Raw genomic sequence first — 18,094 nt, 5'->3', positions numbered from 1 at the left:
ATCGCGAGAATTCGTGGTTTTTGAAGCCAAGGATGAGCGCACAGGCCGATTTTGCGTCTGGTGGGAATCCGTGTAGAGTCTTATCTCGCGCCGCTGATCCGGACGGGCCGAAAAGGCCTGCAGGAAACAGCGGGGTGAACAAGCTGGAAACATCGAGTTGACTTTGGTCAACGTGGTGGTAAGCTTGAAAAGTTGCTCCGGAGCGAAGCAGCCGCCGAGTTTGTGGTGGTTGTGGTGTCGAGAGTGTTTGTTGTTTGAGAACTCAATAGTGTGCCAAGTTTGTTGATACCGAATATTTTTATTTGGTGAATACATAACATTTGCTTGAGGCATTGCACCCCCGTGCAGTGTTCTTGAGTGTTTTTTATTCGCCAGGATTTTTTCATTGATTCTCCCTTATTTTCCGAGGGGTTTCGGTGGCTTTTTGTTTTTTATGGAGAGTTTGATCCTGGCTCAGGATGAACGCTGGCGGCGTGCTTAACACATGCAAGTCGAACGATGAAGCCCAGCTTGCTGGGTGGATTAGTGGCGAACGGGTGAGTAACACGTGAGTAACCTGCCCCCGACTTTGGGATAAGCCCGGGAAACTGGGTCTAATACCGGATATGACTTTTCACCGCATGGTGGTTTGTTGAAAGATTTATCGGTGGGGGATGGACTCGCGGCCTATCAGCTTGTTGGTGAGGTAATGGCTCACCAAGGCGACGACGGGTAGCCGGCCTGAGAGGGTGACCGGCCACACTGGGACTGAGACACGGCCCAGACTCCTACGGGAGGCAGCAGTGGGGAATATTGCACAATGGGCGGAAGCCTGATGCAGCGACGCCGCGTGAGGGATGACGGCCTTCGGGTTGTAAACCTCTTTCAGTAGGGAAGAAGCGAAAGTGACGGTACCTGCAGAAGAAGCGCCGGCTAACTACGTGCCAGCAGCCGCGGTAATACGTAGGGCGCAAGCGTTATCCGGATTTATTGGGCGTAAAGAGCTCGTAGGCGGTTTGTCGCGTCTGCCGTGAAAGTCCGAGGCTCAACCTCGGATCTGCGGTGGGTACGGGCAGACTAGAGTGATGTAGGGGAGACTGGAATTCCTGGTGTAGCGGTGAAATGCGCAGATATCAGGAGGAACACCGATGGCGAAGGCAGGTCTCTGGGCATTTACTGACGCTGAGGAGCGAAAGCATGGGGAGCGAACAGGATTAGATACCCTGGTAGTCCATGCCGTAAACGTTGGGCACTAGGTGTGGGGGACATTCCACGTTTTCCGCGCCGTAGCTAACGCATTAAGTGCCCCGCCTGGGGAGTACGGCCGCAAGGCTAAAACTCAAAGGAATTGACGGGGGCCCGCACAAGCGGCGGAGCATGCGGATTAATTCGATGCAACGCGAAGAACCTTACCAAGGCTTGACATGTGCCAGACCGCTCCAGAGATGGGGTTTCCCTTCGGGGCTGGTTCACAGGTGGTGCATGGTTGTCGTCAGCTCGTGTCGTGAGATGTTGGGTTAAGTCCCGCAACGAGCGCAACCCTCGTTCCATGTTGCCAGCACGTAGTGGTGGGGACTCATGGGAGACTGCCGGGGTCAACTCGGAGGAAGGTGGGGATGACGTCAAATCATCATGCCCCTTATGTCTTGGGCTTCACGCATGCTACAATGGCCGGTACAATGGGTTGCGATACTGTGAGGTGGAGCTAATCCCTAAAAGCCGGTCTCAGTTCGGATTGGGGTCTGCAACTCGACCCCATGAAGTCGGAGTCGCTAGTAATCGCAGATCAGCAACGCTGCGGTGAATACGTTCCCGGGCCTTGTACACACCGCCCGTCAAGTCACGAAAGTTGGTAACACCCGAAGCCGATGGCCTAACCACCTTGTGTGGGGGGAGTCGTCGAAGGTGGGACTGGCGATTGGGACTAAGTCGTAACAAGGTAGCCGTACCGGAAGGTGCGGCTGGATCACCTCCTTTCTAAGGAGCTAACCATTTTTTGGTTGCCCATGCTGGACACGAGTGTTGTCCGGGTGGGTTGCTCATGGGTGGAATATCAATGAACTCAGTACTGGAAAGCGCGTGTGCCTGATCGGCCCTTTGTGGGGTTGTGTGGTGCGGGCGGGGTACTGGCTGTGGCTGTGCGGCGTTGCCGTTGTCGAGTACGCATCCTTTGGGGTGCTGGAAAGATGGTGGTGGTGTTGTGCGGCTTGTATGGTTTGGCATGCTGTTGGGTTTTGAGGCAACAAGCCTCCTTGCCTGGTTGATGATTGGCTGCTGGCTTTTGATGCGCTTTGGTGCGTGTTGGGGGTTGGTGGTGGTTGTTGGCTGGGGTTTTGAGGGGTTCTTGGTGTTTCGGTGTTTGTCCTGTGTTTGCCGTGGGCGTGCCTGGGCGGTGATGGTTTGTGGTTTTCATCCTTTGGGGTGGGGGTTGCGGGTTGTTGCTGCGGGTGTGTTTGCGGGGGTGCGGGGTTGTTGTTTGGGAACTGTATAGTGAACGCGAGCATCTTGCAGATGAGATGAGCTCTGGGGTCCTTTTCCTTGGATTCTTGGGTGTTTGAGTCTTGTCTGCGTGATTTTGTTAGATTGTTTTATTGCTCAATTCTGAGAACTTTGTTTTGTGTTGAAGTTTTTAAGGGCGCACGGTGGATGCCTTGGCATCAAGAGCCGATGAAGGACGTGGGAATCTGCGATAAGCCTGGTGGAGTCGATAACCGGACGTTGATACCAGGATTTCCGAATGGGGGAACCCCGCACCATGTTATGTGGTGTGACCTGCAGCTGAATGTATAGGCTGTGTGGAGGGAACGCGGGGAAGTGAAACATCTCAGTACCCGCAGGAAGAGAAAACAATAGTGATTCCGTTAGTAGTGGCGAGCGAACGCGGATGGGGCTAAACCGGTTGGTGTGTGATAGCGGATAGGCGTTGCATCATCGGGGTTGTGGGGTCAACATGTACCAGTGCTATCTTGCTGGTGGGATGAGGTGCAGGCGTATAGGTGAATCGGTTGGAATGCCGGACCATAGAGGGTGATAGTCCCGTAGGTGTAATGCGTGTCTGCCGTTCTAGTGTTGATACCCGAGTAGCACGGGGCCCGTGAAACCTTGTGTGAATCTGCCAGGACCACCTGGTAAGCCTGAATACTACTTGATGACCGATAGTGAATCAGTACCGTGAGGGAATGGTGAAAAGTACCCCGGGAGGGGAGTGAAATAGTACCTGAAACCGTGCGCTTACAATCCGTTAGAGCCTGGGACTTGTTCCTGGGTGATGGCGTGCCTTTTGAAGAATGAGCCTGCGAGTTAGTGCTGTGTCGCGAGGTTAACCCGTGTGGGGTAGCCGTAGCGAAAGCGAGTCTGAATAGGGCGTTTGAGTGGCACGGTCTAGACCCGAAGCGAAGTGATCTACCCATGGCCAGGTTGAAGCGCGTGTAAGAGCGTGTGGAGGACCGAACCCACTTCAGTTGAAAATGGAGGGGATGAGCTGTGGGTAGGGGTGAAAGGCCAATCAAACTTCGTGATAGCTGGTTCTCCCCGAAATGCATTTAGGTGCAGCGTTGCGTGTTTCTTGCTGGAGGTAGAGCTACTGGATAGGCGATGGGCCCTACAAGGTTACTGACCTTAGCCAAACTCCGAATGCCGGTAAGTGAGAGCGCAGCAGTGAGACTGTGGGGGATAAGCTTCATAGTCGAGAGGGAAACAGCCCAGAACGCCAACTAAGGCCCCTAAGCGTGTGCTAAGTGGGAAAGGATGTGGAGTTGCTGTGACAACCAGGAGGTTGGCTTAGAAGCAGCCACCCTTGAAAGAGTGCGTAATAGCTCACTGGTCAAGTGATTCCGCGCCGATAATGTAGCGGGGCTCAAGCACACCGCCGAAGTTGCGTCATTCAAATATTAACCTGGTTTCGATTGGGTGTTTGGATGGGTAGGGGAGCGTCGTATAGCGGGTGAAGTCGCGGTGGAAACCAGCGGTGGACGCTATACGAGTGAGAATGCAGGCATGAGTAGCGAATGACGGGTGAGAAACCCGTCCGCCGAATGATCAAGGGTTCCAGGGTTAAGCTAATCTGCCCTGGGTTAGTCGGGGCCTAAGGCGAGGCCGACAGGCGTAGTCGATGGATAACGGGTTGATATTCCCGTACCGGCGAAGGACCGCCCATACTGAGCTGTGGATGCTAACCATGATGGATCATGGCTGTTGCGGCCTTCGGGTTGCTGGTTGTGTGATGTGGTGGGAACCGATGCAGTGAGGTCAGCGTATTAACAGGTGTGACGCAGGAAGGTAGCCGAGCCAGGCAATGGAATTGACCTGGTCCAAGGGTGTAGGAAGAGTGGTTGGCAAATCCGCCGCTCATTGATTCTGAGACCTGATAGGCGCCCGCTTTGGCGGGTGATTCGGTGATCCTATGCTGCCTAGAAAAGCATCGGCGCGAGGTCCCAGTCCGCCCGTACCCCAAACCGACACAGGTGATCAGGTAGAGAATACTAAGGCGATCGAGAGAATCATGGTTAAGGAACTCGGCAAAATGCCCCCGTAACTTCGGAAGAAGGGGGGCCTGCCCCGTGATGAGGACTTGCTCCTCTGATGCGGGTGTGGGCCGCAGAGACCAGGGGGAAGCGACTGTTTACTAAAAACACAGGTCCGTGCGAAGTCGCAAGACGATGTATACGGACTGACTCCTGCCCGGTGCTGGAAGGTTAAGAGGACTGGTTAGCCGTGAGGCGAAGCTGAGAATTTAAGCCCCAGTAAACGGCGGTGGTAACTATAACCATCCTAAGGTAGCGAAATTCCTTGTCGGGTAAGTTCCGACCTGCACGAATGGAGTAACGACTTCCCCGCTGTCTCAACCATGAACTCGGCGAAATTGCAGTACGAGTAAAGATGCTCGTTACGCGCAGCAGGACGGAAAGACCCCGAGACCTTTACTATAGTTTGGTATTGGTGTTCGGTGCAGCTTGTGTAGGATAGGTGGGAGACTGTGAAGCTTGGACGCTAGTTCAGGTGGAGTCATCGTTGAAATACCACTCTGGCTGTATCGGTCACCTAACTTCGGACCATGATCTGGTTCAGGGACAGTGCCTGATGGGTAGTTTAACTGGGGCGGTTGCCTCCTAAAATGTAACGGAGGCGCCCAAAGGTTCCCTCAGCCTGGTTGGCAATCAGGTGTCGAGTGTAAGTGCACAAGGGAGCTTGACTGTGAGAGTGACAGCTCGAGCAGGGACGAAAGTCGGGACTAGTGATCCGGCGGCACCTCGTGGAAGGGCCGTCGCTCAACGGATAAAAGGTACCTCGGGGATAACAGGCTGATCTTGCCCAAGAGTCCATATCGACGGCATGGTTTGGCACCTCGATGTCGGCTCGTCGCATCCTGGGGCTGGAGTAGGTCCCAAGGGTTGGGCTGTTCGCCCATTAAAGCGGTACGCGAGCTGGGTTTAGAACGTCGTGAGACAGTTCGGTCCCTATCCGCTGCGCGCGTTGGAAATTTGAGAAGGGCTGTCCTTAGTACGAGAGGACCGGGACGGACTAACCTCTGGTGTGTCAGTTGTACTGCCAAGTGCATCGCTGATTAGCTACGTTGGGAAGGGATAACCGCTGAAAGCATCTAAGCGGGAAGCCTGCTTCGAGATGAGATTTCCATGCACCTTGAGTGTGTGAGGCCCCCAGCTAGACCACTGGGTTGATAGGCAGGATGTGGAAGCAAGGACTGAAGACTTGTGTAGCTGACCTGTACTAATAGGCCGATGACTTTCAACACACAATAATGCAATATTGAACTAATGAAGTTTTCAATGCTGCTCGCGTTCACTATGCGGTTACGAGACAACAACCTCTGAAACCATGAAACTTTTTGCAGGTGCAGGGCTTTGGCCCTGGCACTGGAAACACGACCAGGGATTGGTTTGTGTGCTTCGTGATTGTTACGGCGGTCATAGCGTGGGGGAAACGCCCGGTCCCATACCGAACCCGGAAGCTAAGGCCCATTGCGCCGATGGTACTGCACTCGTGAGGGTGTGGGAGAGTAGGTCACCGCCGGACTTAACTTGAATATGGTTTGGGCCCTGACACGATCGTGTGTCGGGGCCCTTACTTGTTTAACCAGCATTGCAGGTTGGTTGGCGGGATGGCTGGTTGGTGTTGGTTGGTTGGTGGGGGTTCGGGTGGGTGCCTGGCCCCCCTTTTTTTTCCTGTTTAACGAGCCTTTGGGCGCTGACCGGGAACCGCTGAGCCGAGCGGAAAGCGGTCATGAACTTTCGATGGCACTTCTTTGGTCGTAGTGTCTAAAGTAAGTTCGGATTCCCAGCGACCGTGGAGACAAAGGTGTCTAGTAAGCAAGTGTCTTTTCTTGAAAATCTTAAGAAGGTTCTTCCTGATGAATCGGTAGTCCAGGATGAATTCGTTTTATCGGAAAATTCTAGGGACTTCGGACAGCTATCCGAGATGCCGATTAATCCCATTGCAGTCGTCTTTCCTACAGAAGCGCAACAGGTCCAGCAGCTTATGCAACTGGCTACCGAATTTGGAATGCCGGTGATTAGCCGAGGGGCCGGCACAGGTGTTTCTGGCGGTGTCCATGTCTTAGGCGAAGCCGTTATTCTCAATCTGAGCAGGATGAACCGGATCCTCGATATTCGTCCCGATGATGAAATTGCTGTTGTCGAGCCTGGGGTTATTAATCACGACCTCAATGTGGCAGTCGCCGAATTTGGTTTGATGTATGCCCCTGATCCGGCTAGCTACAAGATGTCCACCCTAGGCGGCAACGTCGCTACGAATGCGGGTGGTCTACGCTGCGCAAAGTATGGAGTTACGCGCGAATCAGTTCTGTCCCTGGACGTAGTCCTTGCTGACGGGCGCCTGATACGCGTAGGAAAGAATACCTTCAAGGGTGTAGCCGGCTACGACCTAACCGCGCTATTCACAGGATCCGAGGGAACCTTGGGCGTTGTAGTGCGAGCAGTGCTTCGATTGCGTTATCTGCCTGTAGACGAACGTGACATCTCTTTGCTTTTCCCTTCACTCGAAGAAGCGGTCCACGGTGTGCAGCTCATCGCGAAAGCCAGGGTCCAGCCAGCGATTCTGGAACTGATCGACCACGCAACCATCCAGGTCTTGGACAAACAGTATTCGACCAATTTATCTGCGGCAGGTGGGGCCATGTTGTTGGCCAGGCTAGACGGATATGGAGCAGCTCGTGAAGAGGAAGCCATCCGCGAGGTATTTGCTAATCGCAATGTCGTACTCAGCTCGGCAGGAAGCAGCGAGGCTACTCAACTCATCGAAATGCGACGCACCAGCAGGGGAGACACCAAAGATGATGCCTATAGGACTGGTGAAGACGTAGCAATTCCAAAGAGCAAAATGATGGAGTACGTTCACCGGCTACAGGCGGCTGCAAAGCAAGAGCGCGTCGACTTGCGAATGATCTCCCATGTTGGCGACGGCAATTTGCATCCCACATTTTCTGTAGAACCTGACGATGTTGGCGATCCGTTGGCCCGATTGCACCGAGCTGTTGAGAGTTCCGTGCGCATCGCTTTGGAAATGGGAGGAACGATTACGGGTGAGCACGGTGTTGGCCTGATTAAGAAGGACTGGTTGCCATGGGAACAATCGGCAGATGTGTTGCAGCTCCAACGCAGCATCAAGTCGCTACTGGATCCATTGAATATCCTGAACCCGGGTAAAGCTATATAGCTGTAACGCTGTTGGCCGATGCCGGACCTTGGCCCTACCGGTCTATCGGAAAAGGATTATGTGATCAGAATGCTCAGGGTGTAGAGTAAAAACGTTCTTGATCACGGGATATGGCGCAGCTTGGTAGCGCGCGTCGTTCGGGACGACGAGGTCGCAGGTTCAAATCCTGTTATCCCGACCAATAACGATTAAGAGGGACCCAGTTCAACTGGGTCCCTTTTTCTTATTCTTGAGACAATCGGGATCGGCCGAGGGAAATCCCTAGCCCCGATATCGGCTCCAGGTAACGTGAACATCGCGTAGCTCTGCCTTTCACATGAGTAACGAGCTGTAGATCACTCGAGGATGGCGTCTTTGGATGTGCGTTCAGGGAACTTTTTAGGTATAGTTATATCTCGTGCTAAGGCATTCATTGCTGATCGGATATCTGATCAAGCAAATGAATAGCAAGTCATATTGGGATATGGTGTAATTGGCAACACAACGGTTTCTGGTTCCGTCATTCTAGGTTCGAGTCCTGGTATCCCAGCGCTTCACCAAAGCAATTTGGTGAGCTGAAGATTTATCTTCAGCATACGGCCCCATCGTATAGCGGCCTAGTACTCCGCCCTCTCACGGCGGCAACACGGGTTCGAATCCCGTTGGGGTCACAAATATCGCGGAACTTCGGTTCCGCGATTTTTTTATTCCCAAACAAGTTCCGTGAATAGCCATTGACCCGAATCCTGTTCTCATGTGTCCAGTGCTGTACGCCTGCAGACATAAAGGATCCCTAGCCCGGAAACCTCGGTTGGCTGCATGTCAGCTAGCAAAGAATATTGCGCCGCGGTGGGCATGCTAATCGTAGATCCCATCCAACATCTGCGAAAGATGAGGAAATCTGGGATTTGCCGGCCCCAGACATTCTTTGGGGTGTACAGCCGTGCCAACCATTTCTGTCTACGTACTTGAGTGGCCAATCAGCGTTGGAAAGTATTTAGGGAATCCATTGCTAACCAGATAGGCGGATCCACCGCATGGAGCCTGAGCTGGTGCAGTGAGTCTTCACGGGAAGCCCGCTATTAACGAGCCTCGCGCTCGTCGCAAGTCGACGGAGACGAAATTTATAAGAATCGCTAGTAGGAATTTTCGAATCTTACGAGCTCAGTGGCGGAACAACATCCTAGGTGCGAACTTAGTTGGGCCACTAACTGTCGAACAGCATCCAGAGGTGTTTTGACTGCGATTTGTATACGTACGGTAACGCTGGAATCGGGAACACCCAATTCTTACCACCTTGCAAAACGCTATGTGCTCTACTCTGAGAAACGGAATGCCCTGGTCATCATTCGCCGCGGAGTTTTCCATGCATCCGAACCCTGGAATGGCAGGATCTGCTGAACTGGTTTCGAGTGGTAAGCGCAGGCGTCTTTGCGGCCCTTATATGTTCACTTCGCGTAGCGCAGGTATCGAATGATGTTTCAGACGGTCGCGTCTGCGTTTCTGGACAATGTGCTGTGATCCAAATATGTGAATCGAGGAGGGGCCAATTCCAGCGCGAAGCCTACGAGGACAAGATTGGCGGCAGATTAGGCTGCGCTGTTTCGGATAGCTAACAACGCCAAGTTGTGTGAGGAGTACCCCGGACCAACTTCCTGCCTGAATTTGGCCGTCCATTTATGAGTGGGTGGGATTGATGGATTGCCATCTTGTCATCGTTGCAAGTGCTTCCAGAACTGTGGTCAATCCGAGGCGACTGACAGCGACGCATTCCATGGCCATGCTTGGGTAAGACGGAGGTAGCTCAACAGCGCCTGGTGAATGGCGGAGTCGCAGTCGACTTCGAAACTGGAAAACGAATACAAGCGACAGCAACAATGACTCGTTCCCGCTCTCGTAGCAAGCCGAAGTCGTTCAACATCGGAGAATCAAGCAAGGAGTTCGGATGGCACCCCGGGTGTAGTGGCTGTGGTTGTAAGTTCCTGTGTTGGTTGCCAAAGTGCAGCAACGAATTTCGCGGGTACCGGAACGCGCATGGGCGCCAGGGTTGTCACTACCGATGACCAGCAAGCTTGCTTTAGGAGCGGAAACTGCAGGTGTAACCACAGTCACCTCTAAAAGCACCCATCCGATTTGCACCACCCCCAAAACCTGTGTATAGTTTTTATCTGTCGCCGCAACGAGGTCAGCTTGAAGCTGATACCAAATCCGGTGACAATCACTCAGAAAAACTCAAGTAAATTTGAGCGGAATGAATATCTGAGAAATATAACGCTGGACGAAATCATGGCCCGGATTGACGGGTTGTGGAGAACCGGTAAGTGTTTGTTGTTTGAGAACTCAATAGTGTGCCAAGTTTGTTGATACCGAATATTTTTATTTGGTGAATACATAACATTTGCTTGAGGCATTGCACCCCCGTGCAGTGTTCTTGAGTGTTTTTTATTCGCCAGGATTTTTTCATTGATTCTCCCTTATTTTCCGAGGGGTTTCGGTGGCTTTTTGTTTTTTATGGAGAGTTTGATCCTGGCTCAGGATGAACGCTGGCGGCGTGCTTAACACATGCAAGTCGAACGATGAAGCCCAGCTTGCTGGGTGGATTAGTGGCGAACGGGTGAGTAACACGTGAGTAACCTGCCCCCGACTTTGGGATAAGCCCGGGAAACTGGGTCTAATACCGGATATGACTTTTCACCGCATGGTGGTTTGTTGAAAGATTTATCGGTGGGGGATGGACTCGCGGCCTATCAGCTTGTTGGTGAGGTAATGGCTCACCAAGGCGACGACGGGTAGCCGGCCTGAGAGGGTGACCGGCCACACTGGGACTGAGACACGGCCCAGACTCCTACGGGAGGCAGCAGTGGGGAATATTGCACAATGGGCGGAAGCCTGATGCAGCGACGCCGCGTGAGGGATGACGGCCTTCGGGTTGTAAACCTCTTTCAGTAGGGAAGAAGCGAAAGTGACGGTACCTGCAGAAGAAGCGCCGGCTAACTACGTGCCAGCAGCCGCGGTAATACGTAGGGCGCAAGCGTTATCCGGATTTATTGGGCGTAAAGAGCTCGTAGGCGGTTTGTCGCGTCTGCCGTGAAAGTCCGAGGCTCAACCTCGGATCTGCGGTGGGTACGGGCAGACTAGAGTGATGTAGGGGAGACTGGAATTCCTGGTGTAGCGGTGAAATGCGCAGATATCAGGAGGAACACCGATGGCGAAGGCAGGTCTCTGGGCATTTACTGACGCTGAGGAGCGAAAGCATGGGGAGCGAACAGGATTAGATACCCTGGTAGTCCATGCCGTAAACGTTGGGCACTAGGTGTGGGGGACATTCCACGTTTTCCGCGCCGTAGCTAACGCATTAAGTGCCCCGCCTGGGGAGTACGGCCGCAAGGCTAAAACTCAAAGGAATTGACGGGGGCCCGCACAAGCGGCGGAGCATGCGGATTAATTCGATGCAACGCGAAGAACCTTACCAAGGCTTGACATGTGCCAGACCGCTCCAGAGATGGGGTTTCCCTTCGGGGCTGGTTCACAGGTGGTGCATGGTTGTCGTCAGCTCGTGTCGTGAGATGTTGGGTTAAGTCCCGCAACGAGCGCAACCCTCGTTCCATGTTGCCAGCACGTAGTGGTGGGGACTCATGGGAGACTGCCGGGGTCAACTCGGAGGAAGGTGGGGATGACGTCAAATCATCATGCCCCTTATGTCTTGGGCTTCACGCATGCTACAATGGCCGGTACAATGGGTTGCGATACTGTGAGGTGGAGCTAATCCCTAAAAGCCGGTCTCAGTTCGGATTGGGGTCTGCAACTCGACCCCATGAAGTCGGAGTCGCTAGTAATCGCAGATCAGCAACGCTGCGGTGAATACGTTCCCGGGCCTTGTACACACCGCCCGTCAAGTCACGAAAGTTGGTAACACCCGAAGCCGATGGCCTAACCACCTTGTGTGGGGGGAGTCGTCGAAGGTGGGACTGGCGATTGGGACTAAGTCGTAACAAGGTAGCCGTACCGGAAGGTGCGGCTGGATCACCTCCTTTCTAAGGAGCTAACCATTTTTTGGTTGCCCATGCTGGACACGAGTGTTGTCCGGGTGGGTTGCTCATGGGTGGAATATCAATGAACTCAGTACTGGAAAGCGCGTGTGCCTGATCGGCCCTTTGTGGGGTTGTGTGGTGCGGGCGGGGTACTGGCTGTGGCTGTGCGGCGTTGCCGTTGTCGAGTACGCATCCTTTGGGGTGCTGGAAAGATGGTGGTGGTGTTGTGCGGCTTGTATGGTTTGGCATGCTGTTGGGTTTTGAGGCAACAAGCCTCCTTGCCTGGTTGATGATTGGCTGCTGGCTTTTGATGCGCTTTGGTGCGTGTTGGGGGTTGGTGGTGGTTGTTGGCTGGGGTTTTGAGGGGTTCTTGGTGTTTCGGTGTTTGTCCTGTGTTTGCCGTGGGCGTGCCTGGGCGGTGATGGTTTGTGGTTTTCATCCTTTGGGGTGGGGGTTGCGGGTTGTTGCTGCGGGTGTGTTTGCGGGGGTGCGGGGTTGTTGTTTGGGAACTGTATAGTGAACGCGAGCATCTTGCAGATGAGATGAGCTCTGGGGTCCTTTTCCTTGGATTCTTGGGTGTTTGAGTCTTGTCTGCGTGATTTTGTTAGATTGTTTTATTGCTCAATTCTGAGAACTTTGTTTTGTGTTGAAGTTTTTAAGGGCGCACGGTGGATGCCTTGGCATCAAGAGCCGATGAAGGACGTGGGAATCTGCGATAAGCCTGGTGGAGTCGATAACCGGACGTTGATACCAGGATTTCCGAATGGGGGAACCCCGCACCATGTTATGTGGTGTGACCTGCAGCTGAATGTATAGGCTGTGTGGAGGGAACGCGGGGAAGTGAAACATCTCAGTACCCGCAGGAAGAGAAAACAATAGTGATTCCGTTAGTAGTGGCGAGCGAACGCGGATGGGGCTAAACCGGTTGGTGTGTGATAGCGGATAGGCGTTGCATCGTCGGGGTTGTGGGGTCAACATGTACCAGTGCTATCTTGCTGGTGGGATGAGGTGCAGGCGTATAGGTGAATCGGTTGGAATGCCGGACCATAGAGGGTGATAGTCCCGTAGGTGTAATGCGTGTCTGCCGTTCTAGTGTTGATACCCGAGTAGCACGGGGCCCGTGAAACCTTGTGTGAATCTGCCAGGACCACCTGGTAAGCCTGAATACTACTTGATGACCGATAGTGAATCAGTACCGTGAGGGAATGGTGAAAAGTACCCCGGGAGGGGAGTGAAATAGTACCTGAAACCGTGCGCTTACAATCCGTTAGAGCCTGGGACTTGTTCCTGGGTGATGGCGTGCCTTTTGAAGAATGAGCCTGCGAGTTAGTGCTGTGTCGCGAGGTTAACCCGTGTGGGGTAGCCGTAGCGAAAGCGAGTCTGAATAGGGCGTTTGAGTGGCACGGTCTAGACCCGAAGCGAAGTGATCTACCCATGGCCAGGTTGAAGCGCGTGTAAGAGCGTGTGGAGGACCGAACCCACTTCAGTTGAAAATGGAGGGGATGAGCTGTGGGTAGGGGTGAAAGGCCAATCAAACTTCGTGATAGCTGGTTCTCCCCGAAATGCATTTAGGTGCAGCGTTGCGTGTTTCTTGCTGGAGGTAGAGCTACTGGATAGGCGATGGGCCCTACAAGGTTACTGACCTTAGCCAAACTCCGAATGCCGGTAAGTGAGAGCGCAGCAGTGAGACTGTGGGGGATAAGCTTCATAGTCGAGAGGGAAACAGCCCAGAACGCCAACTAAGGCCCCTAAGCGTGTGCTAAGTGGGAAAGGATGTGGAGTTGCTGTGACAACCAGGAGGTTGGCTTAGAAGCAGCCACCCTTGAAAGAGTGCGTAATAGCTCACTGGTCAAGTGATTCCGCGCCGATAATGTAGCGGGGCTCAAGCACACCGCCGAAGTTGCGTCATTCAAATATTAACCTGGTTTCGATTGGGTGTTTGGATGGGTAGGGGAGCGTCGTATAGCGGGTGAAGTCGCGGTGGAAACCAGCGGTGGACGCTATACGAGTGAGAATGCAGGCATGAGTAGCGAATGACGGGTGAGAAACCCGTCCGCCGAATGATCAAGGGTTCCAGGGTTAAGCTAATCTGCCCTGGGTTAGTCGGGGCCTAAGGCGAGGCCGACAGGCGTAGTCGATGGATAACGGGTTGATATTCCCGTACCGGCGAAGGACCGCCCATACTGAGCTGTGGATGCTAACCATGATGGATCATGGCTGTTGCGGCCTTCGGGTTGCTGGTTGTGTGATGTGGTGGGAACCGATGCAGTGAGGTCAGCGTATTAACAGGTGTGACGCAGGAAGGTAGCCGAGCCAGGCAATGGAATTGACCTGGTCCAAGGGTGTAGGAAGAGTGGTTGGCAAATCCGCCGCTCATTGATTCTGAGACCTGATAGGCGCCCGCTTTGGCGGGTGATTCGGTGATCCTATGCTGCCTAGAAAAGCATCGGCGCGAGGTCCCAGTCCGCCCGTACCCCAAACCGACACAGGTGATCAGGTAGAGAATACTAAGGCGATCGAGAGAATCATGGTTAAGGAACTCGGCAAAATGCCCCCGTAACTTCGGAAGAAGGGGGGCCTGCCCCGTGATGAGGACTTGCTCCTCTGATGCGGGTGTGGGCCGCAGAGACCAGGGGGAAGCGACTGTTTACTAAAAACACAGGTCCGTGCGAAGTCGCAAGACGATGTATACGGACTGACTCCTGCCCGGTGCTGGAAGGTTAAGAGGACTGGTTAGCCGTGAGGCGAAGCTGAGAATTTAAGCCCCAGTAAACGGCGGTGGTAACTATAACCATCCTAAGGTAGCGAAATTCCTTGTCGGGTAAGTTCCGACCTGCACGAATGGAGTAACGACTTCCCCGCTGTCTCAACCATGAACTCGGCGAAATTGCAGTACGAGTAAAGATGCTCGTTACGCGCAGCAGGACGGAAAGACCCCGAGACCTTTACTATAGTTTGGTATTGGTGTTCGGTGCAGCTTGTGTAGGATAGGTGGGAGACTGTGAAGCTTGGACGCTAGTTCAGGTGGAGTCATCGTTGAAATACCACTCTGGCTGTATCGGTCACCTAACTTCGGACCATGATCTGGTTCAGGGACAGTGCCTGATGGGTAGTTTAACTGGGGCGGTTGCCTCCTAAAATGTAACGGAGGCGCCCAAAGGTTCCCTCAGCCTGGTTGGCAATCAGGTGTCGAGTGTAAGTGCACAAGGGAGCTTGACTGTGAGAGTGACAGCTCGAGCAGGGACGAAAGTCGGGACTAGTGATCCGGCGGCACCTCGTGGAAGGGCCGTCGCTCAACGGATAAAAGGTACCTCGGGGATAACAGGCTGATCTTGCCCAAGAGTCCATATCGACGGCATGGTTTGGCACCTCGATGTCGGCTCGTCGCATCCTGGGGCTGGAGTAGGTCCCAAGGGTTGGGCTGTTCGCCCATTAAAGCGGTACGCGAGCTGGGTTTAGAACGTCGTGAGACAGTTCGGTCCCTATCCGCTGCGCGCGTTGGAAATTTGAGAAGGGCTGTCCTTAGTACGAGAGGACCGGGACGGACTAACCTCTGGTGTGTCAGTTGTACTGCCAAGTGCATCGCTGATTAGCTACGTTGGGAAGGGATAACCGCTGAAAGCATCTAAGCGGGAAGCCTGCTTCGAGATGAGATTTCCATGCACCTTGAGTGTGTGAGGCCCCCAGCTAGACCACTGGGTTGATAGGCAGGATGTGGAAGCAAGGACTGAAGACTTGTGTAGCTGACCTGTACTAATAGGCCGATGACTTTCAACACACAATAATGCAATATTGAACTAATGAAGTTTTCAATGCTGCTCGCGTTCACTATGCGGTTACGAGACAACAACCTCTGAAACCATGAAACTTTTTGCAGGTGCAGGGCTTTGGCCCTGGCACTGGAAACACGACCAGGGATTGGTTTGTGTGCTTCGTGATTGTTACGGCGGTCATAGCGTGGGGGAAACGCCCGGTCCCATACCGAACCCGGAAGCTAAGGCCCATTGCGCCGATGGTACTGCACTCGTGAGGGTGTGGGAGAGTAGGTCACCGCCGGACTTAACTTGAATATGGTTTGGGCCCTGACACGATCGTGTGTCGGGGCCCTTACTTGTTTAACCAGCATTGCAGGTTGGTTGGCGGGATGGCTGGTTGGTGTTGGTTGGTTGGTGGGGGTTCGGGTGGGTGCCTGGCCCCCCTTTTTTTTCCTGTTTAACGAGCCTTTGGGCGCTGACCGGGAACCGCTGAGCCTTAGCGCCATTGCCAGCAACCTGCCCCGCAGCATCACATCGCGGATGCTGCGCGTTCTCGAGCACTGGGGCTACGTCTCCCGGGCCAGTGATGGGCAATATTCCCTCGGGCAGCGTTTCGTCCAGTCCCGGGTGGTCAATGACCAGACCAGCGTCGAGGACCTGATCGACGCTTCCGGGCCGATTATGGGCCTGTTGACGGAGCAGACCTCGGAGTCCAGCTATCTGGCAGTGCCCAGCCCGGCCAACACCTGCACCTTCTTGCGCGAGGTGCAAAGCTCGCTGCCCATCCGGTATGTCGGATTCGATGGCTGGGAGGGGCGAACGGTTCCCATGGGCGGATCGGTGACCGGAGAAGTCCTGGAGGGGCGGGTCCCGGATCCGGGCTATGTGGTGATGGTGGCCGTCGAGGACTCCGACGCGACGGTGATCGGTGCCCCCGTGCGCAATGCGCAGGGCAGGATCATCGCGGCCCTGAGCATTGCAGGACCGAGCTTCCGGATGGGCGAGCAGGCGGTAGCGGCCCTCGGTGCCGCGGTGTGCTCAGCGGCCGAAGAGCTTTCTGCGCAACTGGACTCGCGCCTCCTACCAGGCGCCCTCTAGCCCGGGCAAAGCCGTCGGGCACCGTGGATGCCGAGGGGAACCGCCAGCTTGCCGAAAGCGGGAGGCCGCTACACGGGTGGTGAACATGCGCCGGCGTGTGCCGAAGGACACCCTATGGACTTGCCCCTGGATTGGCACCCTGCCGGCAGGCCTGATATAGTTATGGAGTTGTCGCAATCGCGGATGACACCGTAGTTTTCCCATGGTTAGCCATGAGGTATAGAGTTACGGCGATCATAGCGTGGGGGAAACGCCCGGTCCCATACCGAACCCGGAAGCTAAGACCCACAGCGCCGATGGTACTGCACTCGGGAGGGTGTGGGAGAGTAGGTCATCGCCGGGCATAATTTGCCGAAGGCCCCGAACGAAAGTTCGGGGCCTTCGATGTTTAACCGACGCGTTAATGCGAAAAAGCCGAGGGCCAGAAAAGACAGCCTTTCTGGCCCTCGGCTTCGCGCGGTTTAGGCTTCGCTTAGACGCAGGCCGCTCTCTGTATCAAACAGATGCACGTGCTGCAGGCGAGGAGCAATGTTCAGCTTCTGGCCTCGTGCAGGTGGCGTGCGGCCATCAACGCGAACCACAACCATCTGGGTTTCGCCAGCAAGCTCAGCAGAACCGTAGATGTACGCGTCGGCGCCGAGTTCTTCGACTACGTCAACGACGATCTCTACGCCCTCGCCGGCACCCACGATCTCGATGTCTTCCGGGCGGAAGCCCAGCGTGGTTCCACCCTGGGCGCCCGGAGCCTGGATCAGGGTAGAGCCGAAGGCCACCTGCCCATGAGCAGATTCCAGCTTGACCAGGTTCATGGCCGGGGAGCCGATGAAGCCGGCAACGAAGACGTTGCGCGGACGGTCATAGAGCTCGCGGGGAGTACCGACCTGCTGCAGTTCGCCATCCTTGAGCACCGCAACGCGATCGCCCATGGTCAATGCCTCAACCTGGTCGTGAGTCACGTATACGGTGGTGACGCCAAGGCGGCGAGTCAACGAAGCGATCTGGGTACGAGTCTGCACACGCAGCTTTGCGTCCAAGTTGGACAGCGGCTCATCCATCAAGAAGACCTGGGGCGAACGGACAATTGCGCGGCCCATGGCCACACGCTGGCGCTGGCCGCCGGAAAGAGCCTTTGGCTTGCGGTTCAGGTACTGCTCCAAGTCGAGCAGCTTGGCTGCTTCCAGAACGCGGCGGTTGCGCTCTTCCTTGTCAACGCCTGCGATCTTCAACGCGAAGCCCATGTTCTCGGCAACGGTCATATGAGGGTACAGCGCGTAGTTCTGGAAGACCATTGCGATGTCGCGGTCCTTTGGCGGAACGTTGGTCACGTCTTTGTCGCCGATGAGGATGCGACCGGAATCGACCTCTTCCAAGCCTGCGAGCATGCGCAAGGTGGTGGACTTGCCACAACCTGACGGGCCCACAAGCACGAGGAATTCTCCGTCTTGGATTTCCAGGTCGATTGCATCCACGGAAGGCACGAGAGCGCCTGGGTAGATACGGGTGGCCTTATCAAAGGTCACAGTTGCCATGATGACAATCCTTTCACGGGCAGGTACGTGC

At 54.6% G+C, this 18,094-nt stretch carries 3 protein-coding genes, 3 tRNA genes and 7 rRNA genes; 12 read left to right on the top strand and 1 reads right to left on the bottom strand.

The genetic code is table 11. The features are described from left to right. Positions 1–430: 430 nt before the first annotated feature. From ACT7DV_RS03015 to rrf (ACT7DV_RS02960), 12 genes are all read left to right on the top strand, one after another. Positions 431–1,956: ribosomal RNA gene (locus tag ACT7DV_RS03015) — 16S ribosomal RNA — on the top strand. Between the two features lie 642 nt (positions 1,957–2,598). Then, positions 2,599–5,731, top strand: a 23S ribosomal RNA gene (locus tag ACT7DV_RS03010). Positions 5,732–5,895: 164 nt separating this feature from the next. Next, positions 5,896–6,012 (top strand): 5S ribosomal RNA (rrf, locus tag ACT7DV_RS03005). Together the 16S, 23S and 5S rRNA genes form the textbook arrangement of a ribosomal RNA operon. A gap of 297 nt (positions 6,013–6,309) precedes the next feature. Beyond that, positions 6,310–7,671 (top strand): FAD-binding oxidoreductase, encoded by a 1,362-nt coding sequence (locus ACT7DV_RS03000; RefSeq protein ID WP_444660825.1) that lies wholly within the window; start codon positions 6,310–6,312, stop codon positions 7,669–7,671. 104 nt (positions 7,672–7,775) lie between these two features. After that, a tRNA-Pro gene (locus ACT7DV_RS02995) sits at positions 7,776–7,852 on the top strand. A 276-nt stretch (positions 7,853–8,128) separates the two neighbouring features. Beyond that, positions 8,129–8,200 (top strand) — tRNA-Gln (locus ACT7DV_RS02990). A 48-nt stretch (positions 8,201–8,248) separates the two neighbouring features. Then, a tRNA-Glu gene (locus tag ACT7DV_RS02985) sits at positions 8,249–8,321 on the top strand. Between the two features lie 1,837 nt (positions 8,322–10,158). After that, a 16S ribosomal RNA gene (locus ACT7DV_RS02980) occupies positions 10,159–11,684 on the top strand. Positions 11,685–12,326: 642 nt separating this feature from the next. Next, positions 12,327–15,459, top strand: a 23S ribosomal RNA gene (locus ACT7DV_RS02975). 164 nt (positions 15,460–15,623) lie between these two features. Beyond that, positions 15,624–15,740: ribosomal RNA gene (gene rrf / locus ACT7DV_RS02970) — 5S ribosomal RNA — on the top strand. Positions 15,741–15,904: 164 nt separating this feature from the next. Next, positions 15,905–16,534 (top strand): IclR family transcriptional regulator, encoded by a 630-nt coding sequence (locus ACT7DV_RS02965; protein ID WP_444660824.1) that lies wholly within the window; start codon positions 15,905–15,907, stop codon positions 16,532–16,534. Positions 16,535–16,760: 226 nt separating this feature from the next. Then, positions 16,761–16,877 (top strand): 5S ribosomal RNA (rrf, locus tag ACT7DV_RS02960). Positions 16,878–16,995: 118 nt separating this feature from the next. Here the strand turns inward: rrf (ACT7DV_RS02960) and ACT7DV_RS02955 are convergent. Further along, positions 16,996–18,063 carry an ABC transporter ATP-binding protein gene (locus tag ACT7DV_RS02955; protein WP_444660823.1) on the bottom strand — a complete coding sequence of 356 codons (1,068 nt, stop codon included), beginning with the start codon at positions 18,061–18,063 and terminating at the stop codon, positions 16,996–16,998. Between the last annotated feature and the right edge of the window lie 31 nt (positions 18,064–18,094).

Origin of the sequence: Glutamicibacter sp. TV12E, from assembly GCF_052441935.1 — a bacterium.
Taxonomy (GTDB): domain Bacteria; phylum Actinomycetota; class Actinomycetes; order Actinomycetales; family Micrococcaceae; genus Glutamicibacter.
This window is presented reverse-complemented; position numbering and strand designations above follow the sequence as displayed.

Coding starts and splice junctions, on each gene's coding strand:
- ACT7DV_RS02955 (WP_444660823.1), bottom strand. CDS start 18,063: ATGGCAACTGTGACCTTTGATAAGGCCACCCGTATCTACCCAGGCGCT.